Source organism: Enterobacter cloacae complex sp. I1M (genome assembly GCF_014982425.1).
Classification (GTDB): Bacteria; Pseudomonadota; Gammaproteobacteria; order Enterobacterales; family Enterobacteriaceae; genus Enterobacter; species Enterobacter intestinihominis.
The window spans coordinates 1-13,645 of sequence record NZ_JADCLG010000010.1 but is presented as its reverse complement, the minus strand read 5'-3'; the positions used below and the strand labels follow the sequence as shown (position 1 = coordinate 13,645).

Below are 13,645 nucleotides of genomic sequence, written 5' to 3'. Positions count from 1 at the left end.
TTATGCTTCGTTGAGGCTCACAGTGGTAGATTGCAGGTGATCCACATCCCGGTATGGAATACCGGAGCGTAGATACCAAAATACAAATCTATCCATGCAAGCATTTACCGCCAGATTATGGCGGTTTTTTTTTGCCCGTTTATCGTACCGGCTGTAAAAATTGTTTGCGATATTGCGCGGGTGAAAGCGCAAATTGCTGCCGGAAATGGTGGCGCAGCGTGGCGCTTTGTCCAAATCCGGTTTGTTCCGCAATATTGTCGATGCTGAGCCGACTGTTTTCGAGATAATCTTTTGCCCGCTGCAATCGCGCAGTCAATAACCAGCGCGCGGGCGTTGTTCCGGTCGCGTCCTGGAAACGGCGCAGAAAGGTGCGCTGACTCATACCCACCCGCAGGGCCAGCGATTCGACGGTATGGGAAACAGCCAGATGCTGGTGAAGATAATCAAACAACTGGCCGAGGCGCTGGCTCTCCCGCAACTGAGCCACCGGTCGGCTAAGCTGCTGGGTTTGCGAGCCGTCCCGATGGGGCGGGATCACCAGCCGACGCGCCACGCGGTTTGCCACTTCCATACCATAATTCCGGCGCACCACGTGCAGGCACAGATCAATCCCCGCGGCGCTTCCGGCGGAAGTGAGAATATCGCCTTCGTCCTGGTAGAGCACATCTTCGACCACGGTAATGGCGGGATAGCGTGTTTTCAGCGCTTGCGTATAGCGCCAGTGGGTGGTTGCCTTCCGCCCGTCAAGCAGGCCTGAGGCTGCCAGAACGAAAACGCCAGAACAGATCGAGAGTAGCTGGCAGCCGCGGGCATGCGCCGTGCGGAGCGCCTGGCAGAGCGCTTCCGGTACGGGTTCGTCCAGCCCTCGCCAGCCGGGAACAACAACCAGATCCGCCGTCTCCAGCAGACCCAGATCGCCATCGGCCAGAATACGGATCCCGCCCGTTGCCCGGAGTTCGCCATCATCCACGCTCGCCACGGCAAACTGATACCAGTCATCGCCCATCTCCGGGCGCGGCAAGCCAAAGATTTCTACCGCCACGCCAAACTCAAAGGTACATAAACCGTCATATGCCAGCACGACCGCGCGCGGCGAGGGATGTCTTAAGTTTGTCATCTTTTTGCTGTTTTCTGGCATAGGCGGACGCATTCATGGGCTGAGTTAAGGGATAGAGTAGTGTTAACACAAACACCACAAATGAGGAAGATTCATGAGCTATGTTACTGAATTTCCGGCTGCTGAGCCGCAGGAAGCTGTGGGACATTTTCTGCGTCGTCTGAGTGTCGAGACGGACTGCGCCGATGTCCATCACGCGGTATCCGGCGGTGAGCAGGACTTTGTTCTGCTGCACGTTGTCGGAAAGCCTGAACATTTTGCCCGGCGGCATCTGCCCGGCGCGCTGCATTTACCCTGGAGCCAGATCACCGCAGAGCGGATGAAAGCGTGGCCGGAGGGCACGCTGTTTGTCGTCTATTGTGCAGGCCCGCACTGCAACGGGGCGGACAGGGCGGCCCTAAAGCTGGCGCGTCTGGGTCTGCCGGTTAAGATTATGCTCGGGGGCATGACCGGCTGGGAAGATGAGCGGTTCGCGTTTGCAGGATCTTCATCACCCGCTCTGTGAACATGAATTTATTTCAACACAGATGAAATTTTCTCGTTTGTCGGCGGCGAGCCGGTATGACATCTTTTCAGGACGTTTAGACATCCAGAAGTCTAAAGATTCAAGAGATGAATTATCACTGTGGGCAATTAACGCCGACAGACAGAGGAGATTTCCATGCAGCGACACCATGCCCCGTACCGCGCCGATGTAGTCGGCAGTTTTTTACGCCCGGATGCCATTAAACAGGCCCGTCTGCAATTTGCCAGCGGTGAAATCGATGCCGGGCAGCTTCGCGCGGTTGAGGACGAGGCCATTCGTCATGTTGTCGAGCAGCAGTGCGCCTGCGGTCTGCATGTGGTAACGGACGGTGAATTCCGCCGCGCCTGGTGGCACTTTGACTTCTTTGACGGGCTACAGGGCGTGGAGCGTTATGATTCCCAGCAGGGCATTCAGTTCAACGGGGTGCAGACTAAAGCCCATGGCGTGCGCGTAACGGGCAAACTGGGCTTCGGCGATCATCCTATGCTGGAAGATTTCCGCTACCTCAAAAGCATTAGCGGTAATGCACAGCCGAAGATGACCATTCCGAGCCCGAGTGTGCTGCACTTCCGCGGTGGCCGCAAGGATATTGATGCTACGGTCTACCCGGATCTGAAGGATTACTTTGCCGATCTGGCGACCACCTGGCGCGATGCCATTCGGGCCTTTTACGATGCAGGCTGCCGCTATCTGCAACTGGATGACACCGTCTGGGCCTATCTTTGTTCGGAGGACCAGCGCCGCCAGATCCGCGAGCGCGGTGACGATGCAGACGAACTTGCCCGGACCTATGCGCGGGTGCTGAATAAGGCGCTGGAGGGCAAACCGGACGATCTGACCGTCGGGCTGCACGTCTGCCGCGGCAACTTCCGCTCAACCTGGATTTCCGAGGGCGGCTATGAGCCGGTGGCGGAGGTGCTGTTCGGCACGGTGAACGTCGACGCGTTCTTCCTGGAGTACGACAACGACCGTAGCGGGGACTTCGCGCCACTGCGTTTTGTGCGCCCGGGTAAACAGCAGGTGGTTCTGGGGCTGATCACCACCAAACACGGTGAACTGGAGAACCCGGAAGGGGTGAAAGCGCGTCTGGAAGAGGCTGCGCGCTACGTGGCGAAAGAGCAGATTTGCCTCAGCCCGCAGTGCGGATTTGCTTCTACGGAAGAGGGTAACAGCCTGAGCGAAGCCCAGCAGTGGGATAAAGTTCGCCTGGTGACGCAAATCGCCAGCGACGTCTGGTAACGCCGTTTACAGCGCTGCATTATTACAGTGCAGCGCTGTACCATTCTGAGTCGTTTCCCGTCACTCCTCTCTTCGATCCCTTTAAAATCCTGTCTCTGCAACCTGGCACTGTTTTTGCTCTCCTGAAACTGGCGTTACTTTTTTCTGCGTCCGGCGGTAACGGACGTCTTCGCACAGCTTTCTTTTCAGGAGTGAAAATATGCACCGTCGTACCTTTATTAAAGCGTTCACCTTGTCCGCCTCCGTCATCGCCATGGGAATGAGCTTTGGCGTCCAGGCCGCAGAGACCATTAAAGTCGGGATTATGCACTCTCTCTCCGGCACGATGGCCATTTCAGAAACGCCCCTGAAAGATGTCGCCCTGATGACCATCGATGAAATCAATGCTAAAGGCGGCGTGCTCGGGAAAAAGCTGGAGCCGGTGGTGGTTGACCCGGCATCCAACTGGCCGCTGTTTGCCGAAAAGGCCCGCCAGCTTCTGAGCCAGGATAAGGTCGCCGTGGTGTTTGGCTGCTGGACCTCCGTATCGCGTAAATCGGTTCTGCCGGTTTTTGAGGAGCTGAACGGTTTGCTGTTCTATCCGGTGCAGTATGAAGGTGAAGAGATGTCACCTAACGTCTTCTATACCGGCGCGGCGCCTAACCAGCAGGCGATCCCGGCGGTGGAGTACCTGATGAGCGAGGACGGCGGCAGTGCGAAGCGATTCTTCCTGCTGGGTACGGACTACGTTTACCCGCGCACTACGAACAAGATCCTGCGCGCCTTCCTGCACTCGAAAGGCGTTGAAGATAAAGATATTGAAGAGGTCTACACCCCATTTGGACATAGCGATTACCAGACCATCGTCGCCAGTATCAAAAAGTTCTCCACGGGCGGCAAAACGGCAGTGGTCTCCACCATCAACGGTGATTCCAACGTGCCTTTCTATAAAGAACTGGCGAACCAGGGGCTGAAAGCCACGGACGTGCCGGTGGTGGCGTTCTCGGTGGGCGAGGAAGAACTGCGCGGCATTGATACCAAACCGCTGGTGGGTAACCTGGCGGCGTGGAACTATTTTGAATCCGTCGACAACCCGACCAACCAGACCTTTGTCGCGGCTTACAAAGCCTACGCGAAAGCCCATAAGCTGCCGAATGCCGATAACGTGGTCACCAACGATCCGATGGAAGCGACTTACGTTGGCCTGCATATGTGGGCGCAGGCGGTTGAAAAAGCGGGAACAACCGACGTGGACAAAGTGCGCGCGGCAATGGCGGGCCAGTCGTTCAACGCACCGTCCGGCTTTACGCTGACCATGGACGCCACCAACCACCACCTGCATAAGCCCGTCATGATTGGTGAAATTGAAGGCAACGGCCAGTTCAACGTCGTCTGGCAAACCGAACAGCCGGTACGCGCTCAGCCGTGGAGCCCGTTTATCGCCGGGAATGACAAAAAGCCTGATCAGCCGATGAAAACCGCCAGCAACTAAGCCACCACCAGGGAGAGACGTCATGAACGCCATACGCATGATGATTGCGATTGTGTGGCTTACCGGACTGCTGCCAGGGATGGCGCAGGCATCGGATGCCGATGATTTCGTTGCCGCTAGCCGCAGCCAGCAAACCGCCATGCTGACCCGCTGGGCAGCCACGCCGGAACCTGCACGTTTGCCGCTGCTTAAGGCGCTGCAACAGGAGAACCTTTATACCGACAGCCAGAAGAAGGCATTTACCCGCATCGACGGCGAAATGGTTGCCCTGGGCGCGGCAAAAAGCGCTGAAGGCACGACCAAAGCCGTGCGGCTGACCAACCGACTGCGCGTGTTAACCGTCACGGCGCTGGCGACGCATCAGCTTGTCAGTGACAGTGTCACCGAAAGGCGTCATGCCGCGCGGCAACTTCAGCGTGACGCCCAGCCGGATATGCTCGGCTTTCTGCAACAGCGGGCCAGTAGCGAAACGGACGACGTCGCCCGACAGTCGCTGATGCTGGCGCTGGCAAACCTCCAGCTGACGAGCCCACAGGCTGAAGTACGGCTCAAGGCTGTTGAGCTGTTGGGACAGTCTGACGATCCGGACGTGCAGGCCACGCTGACGCCGTTCACCCGGACGCAAACCGAGCCGGACGCACGGGTACGTGCCGCCGCCGCTGAGAGCCTGGAGCGTATTCAGCACCGGCTGATGTGGGGCGAACTGCTGGGGCAGGCCTTCATGGGCCTGTCGTTGGGGTCGGTACTCTTGCTGGCCGCGCTCGGGCTGGCTATCACCTATGGTCTGCTGGGGGTGATTAACATGGCTCACGGTGAAATGCTGATGCTCGGGGCGTATGCCACCTGGATGGTGCAGCAGGTAATGGCGCAGTGGATGCCTCAGTGGCTGGCGCTCTATCCGGTGGTGGCGCTGCCGGTGGCGTTTTGCCTGACCGCAGGCATCGGAATGGTGCTGGAGCGCACGGTGATACGCCATCTTTATGGCCGCCCGCTGGAAACCCTGCTCGCCACCTGGGGGATCAGCCTGATGCTTATCCAGCTGGTCCGCATGACCTTTGGCGCTCAGAACCTTGAGGTCGCTAACCCGGCATGGCTGTCCGGCGGGGTGCAGGTTTTCGCCAACCTGACGCTGCCCTGGAACCGTATTGTGGTGCTCGGCTTTGTACTGCTGGTGCTGTTCTTCACCTGGCTCATTCTGAACAAAACGCGTCTGGGTCTCAACGTGCGGGCGGTGACGCAAAACCGCAGCATGGCGGCCTGCTGCGGCGTTCCCACCGGACGGGTAGATATGCTGGCATTTGGCCTCGGGTCCGGCATTGCCGGGTTGGGCGGCGTGGCGTTGTCCCAGCTGGGGAACGTGGGGCCGGAGCTGGGCCAGGGATACATCATCGATTCGTTCCTGGTGGTGGTGCTCGGCGGCGTCGGCCAGCTGGCCGGTAGCGTCGCGGCGGCCTTTGGTCTGGGGATCTTCAATAAAATTCTTGAACCGCAGATGGGCGCCGTGCTGGGCAAGATCCTGATTCTGGTGGCGATCATTCTGTTTATCCAGAAACGTCCGCAGGGGTTATTCGCACTTAAAGGGAGGGTGACAGACTGATGAGCCAGCCATTGACCTTAACACTGGCGCGCAGGGCACCGCGCACCGCGCAAATCTTCGGCAGTCTGCTGGTCGCGGCGCTGCTGGTGCTGCCTTTTCTCGCGCTGTTACCCGCAACCCATCCGCTGGCCGTTTCGACGTGGATGTTGACGCTTATCGGCAAGATCCTCTGCTACGCGGTTGTCGCCGTGGCCCTCGATCTGGTCTGGGGCTATGCCGGTATGCTCTCGCTGGGGCACGGCATATTCTTCGCCCTGGGCGGCTATGCGATGGGCATGTACCTGATGCGCCAGGCGGCCGGGGACGGGCTGCCCGCGTTTATGTCGTTTCTCTCGTGGAGCGAACTGCCCTGGTTCTGGTGGGGAACGCAGCATTTCGCCTGGGCTCTGGTGTTAATCGTGACGATCCCCGGCCTGCTGGCGCTGGTCTTCGGCTGGTTTGCTTTCCGCTCGAAGATAAAAGGGGTCTATTTTTCCATCATGACCCAGGCGCTGACCTATGCGGGCATGCTGCTGTTCTTTCGCAACGAAACCGGTTTTGGTGGCAATAACGGCTTTACCGGCTTTACCACGCTGCTCGGGTTTTCCGTTACGGCGACTACCACGCGGATCGCGCTGTTTCTCGCAACGGTCATGCTGCTGCTTCTGGCCCTGGGCACAGGCTACGCGCTGGCGAAGAGTAAGTTTGGCCGCATTTTAACGGCGGTGCGCGATGCGGAAAACCGTCTGACGTTCTGCGGCTACGATCCGCGCGGCTTCAAGCTGCTGGTCTGGACGCTTTCCGCCGTACTGTGTGGTCTGGCGGGGGCGCTGTACGTTCCGCAGGTGGGTATTATCAACCCGGGTGAAATGTCGCCGACCAACTCGATTGAAGCGGCCATCTGGGTGGCGCTGGGCGGGCGCGGCACCCTGGTAGGCCCGGTGATTGGTGCGGCGCTGGTCAATGGTGCGAAGAGCGTTTTCACCGTGGCGATGCCGGAGTACTGGCAACTGTTTCTTGGGCTGATTTTCATCGCCGTGACGCTCTTTTTACCGCGCGGCGTGTTCGGTCTGTTTCGTAAGGGAGATAATTAATGCAGCCCTCTGAAGGACTCTTTACCCGCCAGCTACCGGGCGATCGTTACCGTGAGCAGACCGATCCTGTGTTGCAGCTTGAGGCCATTAACGTCAGTTTCGATGGTTTTCAGGCGTTGACCGATCTCTCACTTAATATCGGCATTGGAGAATTGCGCTGCATCATTGGCCCTAACGGCGCCGGTAAAACTACGCTGATGGACGTGATCACCGGCAAAACCCGGCCAAAAAGCGGGAAGGCTATTTACGATCAGTCCATCGATCTGACAGCCCTTGAACCGGCGGCCATTGCCCGTCAGGGCATTGGCCGTAAGTTCCAGAAACCGACCGTGTTTGAAGCGCTGACCGTAGGGGAAAACCTCGAAATCGCCATGAAAGCCGACAGGTCCGTCTGGGCGAGCCTGCGGGCAAAACTCAGCGGCGAGCAGCGCGACCGCATTGACGAGATGTTGGTTTTGCTGCGGCTTGGCAGCGAGCGCGATCGCCGCGCCGGGCTGCTTTCCCACGGGCAGAAGCAGTTTCTGGAGATCGGCATGCTGCTGGTGCAGGATCCGCATCTGTTGCTGCTGGACGAACCCGCCGCCGGTATGACCGACGCAGAGACGGAATACACAGCCGAGCTGTTCCGAACTCTGGCAGGCAAGCATTCGCTGATGGTGGTTGAGCACGATATGGGCTTCGTCGAGACCATCGCCGACCACGTCACGGTGCTGCATCAGGGGCGCGTACTGGCCGAAGGCTCGCTTCGCGAGGTACAGGCCAATGAGCAGGTGATTGACGTCTATCTGGGACGCTAAGGAGAGGGGATGTTACAGGTTAACGAGCTGAATCAGTACTACGGCGGAAGTCATATTCTGCGCGGGGTGAGCTTTGAGGCGGTGGTCGGGGAAGTTACCTGCCTGCTGGGGCGCAACGGGGTGGGGAAAACCACACTGCTGAGGTGCCTGATGGGGCTGATCCCGGTGAAAGCCGGGGAGGTGGTCTGGCAGGGAAAGACCATCACTCACAGTAAACCGCACCAGCGGGTGCAGTCCGGCGTGGCGTATGTTCCGCAGGGGCGGGAGATTTTTCCGCGTCTGACCGTAGAAGAAAACCTGCTGATGGGACTGTCGCGCTTCTCCGCGGGAAACGCAAGGAGCGTGCCGGAGGAGATTTGGCAGCTTTTCCCGGTGCTGAAGGAGATGAAACACCGTCGCGGAGGCGATCTTTCCGGTGGTCAGCAGCAGCAGCTGGCGATTGGTCGCGCGCTGGCGAGCCGTCCACGGTTACTGATCCTGGATGAACCCACGGAAGGTATACAGCCGTCGGTGATTAAAGAGATTGGGCAGGTGATCCGCAGCCTGGCGAACCGGGGGGATATGGCGATCCTGCTGGTGGAGCAGTTTTATGATTTTGCGGCGGAGCTGGCCGACAGCTATCTGGTGATGTCGCGCGGCAGCATCGTCCAGCAGGGGCGCGGTGAGAACATGGAGCAGGAGGGGGTTCGCGGACTGGTTGCGATCTGAAATGTTATACTATAACATCCTCATTCTTATAACACGGAATGAGGGTTTTGCTGTGGCTGCACAACTTGGAAAAATTGCGCTGACTCTGGGAACGCTGCTGGTAAGCGGCTCGCTTTTTGCCCATTCGCACGGTCATCAGATGACGGAGGCGGAACAGAAGGCGGCAAACGGCGTCTTTGAGGATAAAGACGTCAGGGACAGGACGCTGTCTGACTGGGACGGGACCTGGCAGTCTGTTTACCCGTTCCTGCTTGATGGTTCGCTGGATCCGGTTTTCGAAAAGAAAGCGCTGAAGGGGGAAAAATCCGCTGCCGAGGTGAAAGCCTACTACCGTAAGGGCTACGCGACGGACGTGGACGCCATCGGCATTGAAAACAACGTGATGGAATTCCACAGAGGCAAAACGGTGAGCAGCTGCCGCTACGACTACAGCGGCTATAAAATTCTGACCTATGCGTCGGGGAAAAAAGGCGTGCGCTACCTGTTTGAATGTAAGGATAAGGCAAGCCAGGCGCCTAAGTTTGTGCAGTTCAGCGATCATACCATCGGGCCGAAAGCCTCTTCACACTTCCATATCTTTATGGGCAACACCTCCCACGAGGCGCTGCTGAAAGAGATGGATAACTGGCCGACCTACTACCCGAACGAGATGTACAAAGAGCAGGTGGTGGAGGAGATGTTGCACCACTAGGCTGTTGGATTTGCCGGGTGGGGGCTTAGCCTTACCCGGCGTGGGATTAGGGTTTCGTAGGTCGGGTAAGCGCAGCGCCACCCGACACGCTATCTTCACTTTTCACGCGCATCCCGCGCAAAACCATCAGCCACGCCGCAATGATGGCGGCCATCATAATAATAAATAACGACCAGTGCGGCAGATGGGTCAGGATGAGCCCGGTGATCATCGGGTTCGCCGCCGCGCCCAGCCAGCCCAGCGCCTGGGCGGAGAAGTAGCTCGCCTTCATGCCCGGCGGGGCGATATTGTCGATCAGCATGTATTCACCCGGGGCATAAATAATTTCACCCAGGGTGAAAATCGCCGCCGCAATCCCCCAGTAAATCAGGTTCTCGCCGGAAAGCATAAACCCGCCCAGCCCGAGGATGAAAAAGAGCGTTGCGGCTGTCATTAGCGGGCGGATGTTGCTTGCGGAGATCTTGCGGCCAAGCGCGTATTGCAGGGTGACCACCACCACCGCGTTGACGGGCAACACAACGGCCACCACCTTTTCTGCGAAATCGCTGTCCGCATACGCGGCGAGGACGTACTGGGAAATGCAGCTGGCGAACGATCCGCCCACGTAGGACGCCAGCAGGCCGGAGAGCGTGTACCAGAACAGCGCCCGGTCCTTCAGCAGCACCGAGGGCTGCCACGGCGCTTTTTCCTCCACGCTGTCAGACGCTACGCTTTTCTGCACAAAGAAATGGATAAACCCGAGCGGCAGTGCGGCGCAGAAGGCCGCCAGCCAGAACGGCAGTTGCAGGCTGTACATCACCAGTAGAGTGCCAACCGGCGGCCCAATCGTCCAGCCGATGTTCAGGAAACTGTAGTTGAGTGAGAAAACGCGCGCCTTTTCGCTGGAGGTCAGCACGTCGGCAAACCACGCTTTCAGCACCGTTGAGAAGACGGAATAGGCGCAGTTAATCAGGGCAAAGAACAACACCACCAGCGTCACGTTATTCACCAGCGGAATGGCCACAAACCCGGCGATAAAGGCCACGATGGCGACCAGCATATAGCGTTTTTTGTCGAACTTGTCCGCCAGGATGCCAAACCCCAGGCTAAACACCACGCCAATGGTCAACGCCACGGTAAGGGCATAGCCAATATTCTCCACGCTCATATCGTACACGCGTGTGAGATATATGGTCATAAAGGGCAGCGTTGCCCCGCGGCCAATTGTTAATAACAATGACGATGCCAGCAGCGCTGCGGTTGAGCGCCTGATTGATGGTTTCATTTTCCTGCCCGACAAATGCTTATGCTTTTTTTGTTGTGTTATTACAGGATTATCATGGGATCGGCAGCTTGTATAGCACCCAATTTATCCGCAAGTGCTTCTCCTCAGTACCAGAATTAATGATCTTCTCGCGGGGGTATTTTTTCTGTTACCTTGAAGTGTTTACAAAAATTTAATAATTCAGGGGCGGAAAATGACGCGGAAAGACGGGCTGTTAGCGTTACTGGTTGTCGTGGTGTGGGGACTCAATTTTGTGGTCATCAAAATGGGGTTGCACAACATGCCTCCACTCATGCTGGCGGGTCTGCGCTTCCTGCTGGTGGCCTTCCCGGCGCTGCTTTTCGTTGCCCGCCCAAAGATTCCCCTGAAGCTTCTGCTGGGCTACGGCCTCACCATCAGCTTTGGTCAGTTTGCGTTTCTTTTTTGCGCTATCAAATTCGGTATGCCTGCGGGTCTGGCTTCGCTGGTGCTTCAGGTGCAGGCTTTCTTTACCATTATTCTCGGCGCGTTTGTCTTTGGCGAACGTTTGCAGGGCAAACAGCTGGCGGGCATTAGCCTTGCGGTCTTTGGCGTGCTGGTGCTGATAGAAGGCAGCCTCAACGGTCAGCATGTCGCGCTGCTGGGCTTTATGCTCACCCTGGCGGCGGGGCTGAGCTGGGCGTGCGGCAACATCTTTAACAAGCTGATAATGCAGCATGAGTCGCGTCCTGGAATCATGTCGCTGGTGGTCTGGAGCGCGTTGATCCCCATTGTGCCGTTTATGGCCGCGTCGTTTATTCTGGATGGACCGCAGGTGATGCTGAAAAGCCTGGTGGAGATCGACCTGACGACCATTTTGTCGCTGATCTACCTGGCATTAGTCGCCTCAATCATTGGCTACGGCATCTGGGGATCGCTGCTCGGGCGCTATGAAACCTGGCGCGTGGCGCCGTTATCGCTGCTGGTACCGGTGGTCGGGCTTGCCAGCGCCGCCCTGTTGCTGGATGAAACGCTCAGCGCGCTGCAACTGTGTGGCGCAGGGCTGATTATGGCCGGGCTGTATATCAACGTCTTTGGCTTGCGGGTGCGTCGGGCGACGCGGGTGCGGAGTTAAGGCAGAAAAAAGCCCCGCATTAGCGGGGCAAAAACGAATTACAGGTCGTGATTATAATACGGCACGCCTAATTCGTCGGATTTGTCGCTGCCAGCGCCCATGTGATTGAAGTCCCAGGGCGACTGGTTTTGCGTGGACGGCATAATCATGGTGTCACGATTATTTTGCTGCCCCGCACTGGGGGTTTGCTCCGCGAAGCTCTGGCCGGAAACCAGCACCAGCAAGGTGAGGGTGGCGGAGACGATAAATTTCATGATTTCCTCGGTTACGTCTTAACAGGCGATGATTAACTGCAATGTTTTAGCGGATACAGATAACGGGATTCACCCGGCATACTGGTAATACGGTACTTATGAGGCGGCACGTCAAAGTAGTTCTTGAACGTACGCGTCAGGGTTTGTTGCGATTCAAATCCGTAGCGTTCCGCCAGATAGAGGATCGGCTCATTGCTTTCTTTCAGTTTTTGGGCAATCTCCGTCAGCTTACGGCTGCGAATATATTGTCCTAATGAATGGCCGGTCTCTTTTTTAAACATCCGTTGCAGGTGCCATTTTGAGTAACCTGAACGCTCCGACACTTTCTCAAGGGAGAGTGGAGATTCCAGGTTATCTTCGATCCAGTCCAAAATGCTATGAATGGTGATAGCGTCAGTATTGCGTCTGGACATCGTCATACCTCTTTTTCTGTTTACGGCAGGATTTTCTTGAGTAAAAGCTCAAGCGTTGCCACTTCATCTGCCGTTAAGTTTTTTGTCAGTTCCTGGTGCAGTGTTTGTCCTACTAATTGATGACATTGCTCACACATGGCCGCGCCATCGCTGGTCAGTTTCACCAGTACGCCACGTTTGTCATTCGGGTTAGGGCTTCGTTCTATCCATCCTTTGCAGACGAGACGATCCAGCATGCGGGTTAACGCACCCAGATCGACAGAGAGCACCTTTTTCAGCTCAACCGGCGTGATACACACTTCGCAGCGAATGGAACACAGCACTTTGAACTGTGTTGCGGTGATATCCAGCGGTGACAGGTAGTCATTGAGCAGGCGATCTTTTTTCTGGTTAACCATATGAATAAGACGACCCAGTGGGATTATGTCGTTAAAGAGATCACTGGTGCTTTTCACAATGGTTGCCCTGGCAAGTAGTTTAGTCACGGCAGATATTATTGCTCAGGCAAGTATAAGTCAACTGAATGGATCAGCCGATGCCACGAAATGCTAAAACGCTTCAGGAACTTTTTCTGTACGCTTTTAAATCATATAGATAATCTGGGGTTATTAGTTACGCGAGACAATTATGGTTACGTTGCGCGGATAGCTCAGGACGAGACTTTCCCCCTATAATTGCGGTAATGAATAAGGATAAGGACTGCGGTGCATTATGTTGGATTTGATTAAAGCAGTGGGGCTTGGGCTGGTGGTGTTGCTTCCGCTGGCGAACCCGTTAACGACCGTGGCGCTCTTTCTGGGGCTGGCGGGTAACATGAACAGCGCGGAGCGCAACCAGCAGTCGAGGATGGCCTCCGTCTACGTCTTCGCGATTATGATGGTGGCTTATTATGCCGGACAACTGGTGATGAATACTTTTGGTATTTCGATTCCCGGTCTGCGTATCGCCGGTGGGCTGATTGTGGCGTTTATTGGTTTCCGGATGCTGTTCCCGGCGCATAAAGCGCATGAATCTCCGGAAGCCAAAAGCAAATCGGAGGAGCTTGAAAGCGAACCGAGCGCCAATATCGCGTTTGTGCCGTTAGCCATGCCGAGCACGGCGGGGCCGGGAACGATTGCGATGATCATCAGTTCCGCCTCAACGGTGCGTGATGGTGTTACTTTTCCGCACTGGGTTATTACCGTTGCGCCGCCGATCATTTTTGCGCTTATCGCCATTATCGTCTGGGGGTCATTGCGCAGCTCCGGGGCGATTATGCGCTGGGTGGGCAAGGGGGGGATTGAAGCTATCTCCCGTCTGATGGGCTTCCTGCTGGTCTGTATGGGCGTGCAGTTTATTATTAACGGCGTACTGGAGATTGTTAAGACGTATCATTGAGAACGTTGCCGGGTGGCGGCTTCGC

At 56.8% G+C, this 13,645-nt stretch carries 15 protein-coding genes; 10 read left to right on the top strand and 5 right to left on the bottom strand.

The genetic code is table 11. The annotated features are described in order from the left end of the window. Window positions 1-139 precede the first annotated feature (139 nt). Window positions 140-1,138, bottom strand: coding sequence for a transcriptional regulator FtrA (gene ftrA, locus INF86_RS05265; RefSeq protein ID WP_193543286.1), 999 nt, complete (start codon window positions 1,136-1,138; stop codon window positions 140-142). 73 nt (window positions 1,139-1,211) lie between these two features. On the opposite strand from ftrA, the gene INF86_RS05260 reads away from it, so the two are divergent. From INF86_RS05260 to zinT, 8 genes are all read left to right on the top strand, one after another. Further along, window positions 1,212-1,622 carry a rhodanese-like domain-containing protein gene (locus INF86_RS05260; RefSeq protein WP_023306182.1) on the top strand — a complete coding sequence of 137 codons (411 nt, stop codon included), beginning with the start codon at window positions 1,212-1,214 and terminating at the stop codon, window positions 1,620-1,622. A gap of 156 nt (window positions 1,623-1,778) precedes the next feature. Further along, entirely contained in the window at window positions 1,779-2,882 is a 1,104-nt protein-coding gene (locus tag INF86_RS05255) for a cobalamin-independent methionine synthase II family protein (protein WP_154051257.1), read from the top strand. Between the two features lie 199 nt (window positions 2,883-3,081). Continuing rightward, window positions 3,082-4,353 (top strand): urea ABC transporter substrate-binding protein, encoded by a 1,272-nt coding sequence (gene urtA / locus INF86_RS05250; RefSeq protein ID WP_038416047.1) that lies wholly within the window; start codon window positions 3,082-3,084, stop codon window positions 4,351-4,353. Window positions 4,354-4,375: 22 nt separating this feature from the next. Beyond that, window positions 4,376-5,950, top strand: a complete 1,575-nt coding sequence (gene urtB, locus INF86_RS05245) for an urea ABC transporter permease subunit UrtB (protein ID WP_048966355.1) — start codon at window positions 4,376-4,378, stop codon at window positions 5,948-5,950. Then, on the top strand, window positions 5,950-7,023 hold the full coding sequence (gene urtC, locus INF86_RS05240) for an urea ABC transporter permease subunit UrtC (RefSeq protein WP_063147336.1): 1,074 nt from the start codon (window positions 5,950-5,952) through the stop codon (window positions 7,021-7,023). The genes urtB and urtC overlap by 1 nt, the downstream gene beginning before the upstream one ends. After that, the gene (gene urtD / locus INF86_RS05235; RefSeq protein ID WP_032624266.1) at window positions 7,023-7,820 is read left to right on the top strand and encodes an urea ABC transporter ATP-binding protein UrtD; all 798 of its coding nucleotides are present in this window, start codon (window positions 7,023-7,025) and stop codon (window positions 7,818-7,820) included. Before urtC ends, urtD begins: the two co-directional genes overlap by 1 nt. A 9-nt stretch (window positions 7,821-7,829) precedes the next feature. Further along, window positions 7,830-8,528, top strand: a complete 699-nt coding sequence (gene urtE, locus INF86_RS05230; protein ID WP_023300094.1) for an urea ABC transporter ATP-binding subunit UrtE — start codon at window positions 7,830-7,832, stop codon at window positions 8,526-8,528. Between the two features lie 52 nt (window positions 8,529-8,580). Beyond that, window positions 8,581-9,219, top strand: a complete 639-nt coding sequence (gene zinT, locus INF86_RS05225) for a metal-binding protein ZinT (protein WP_063150022.1) — start codon at window positions 8,581-8,583, stop codon at window positions 9,217-9,219. A gap of 46 nt (window positions 9,220-9,265) precedes the next feature. Here zinT and ydeE read toward each other — a convergent pair whose 3' ends face one another. Then, window positions 9,266-10,483: an efflux MFS transporter YdeE gene (ydeE, locus tag INF86_RS05220; protein ID WP_023300096.1), complete on the bottom strand. Its 1,218-nt coding sequence runs from the start codon at window positions 10,481-10,483 to the stop codon at window positions 9,266-9,268. 193 nt (window positions 10,484-10,676) lie between these two features. Between ydeE and eamA the strand changes: the two genes are divergently transcribed. Beyond that, window positions 10,677-11,576, top strand: coding sequence for an O-acetylserine/cysteine exporter (gene eamA, locus INF86_RS05215; RefSeq protein WP_023330139.1), 900 nt, complete (start codon window positions 10,677-10,679; stop codon window positions 11,574-11,576). Window positions 11,577-11,614: 38 nt separating this feature from the next. Here the strand turns inward: eamA and marB are convergent, their stop codons facing one another. Genes marB through marR form a run of 3 tightly spaced genes read right to left on the bottom strand, consistent with a single transcriptional unit; the run spans window position 11,615 to window position 12,698 of the window. Beyond that, window positions 11,615-11,830: a multiple antibiotic resistance protein MarB gene (marB, locus tag INF86_RS05210; RefSeq protein WP_193543285.1), complete on the bottom strand. Its 216-nt coding sequence runs from the start codon at window positions 11,828-11,830 to the stop codon at window positions 11,615-11,617. Window positions 11,831-11,862: 32 nt separating this feature from the next. Then, window positions 11,863-12,243 (bottom strand): MDR efflux pump AcrAB transcriptional activator MarA, encoded by a 381-nt coding sequence (gene marA, locus INF86_RS05205; protein ID WP_001303241.1) that lies wholly within the window; start codon window positions 12,241-12,243, stop codon window positions 11,863-11,865. Between the two features lie 20 nt (window positions 12,244-12,263). Then, window positions 12,264-12,698 carry a multiple antibiotic resistance transcriptional regulator MarR gene (gene marR / locus INF86_RS05200; RefSeq protein WP_020884159.1) on the bottom strand — a complete coding sequence of 145 codons (435 nt, stop codon included), beginning with the start codon at window positions 12,696-12,698 and terminating at the stop codon, window positions 12,264-12,266. Window positions 12,699-12,954: 256 nt separating this feature from the next. Between marR and INF86_RS05195 the strand changes: the two genes are divergently transcribed. After that, entirely contained in the window at window positions 12,955-13,620 is a 666-nt protein-coding gene (locus tag INF86_RS05195; RefSeq protein ID WP_193543284.1) for a MarC family NAAT transporter, read from the top strand. Window positions 13,621-13,645 lie beyond the last annotated feature (25 nt).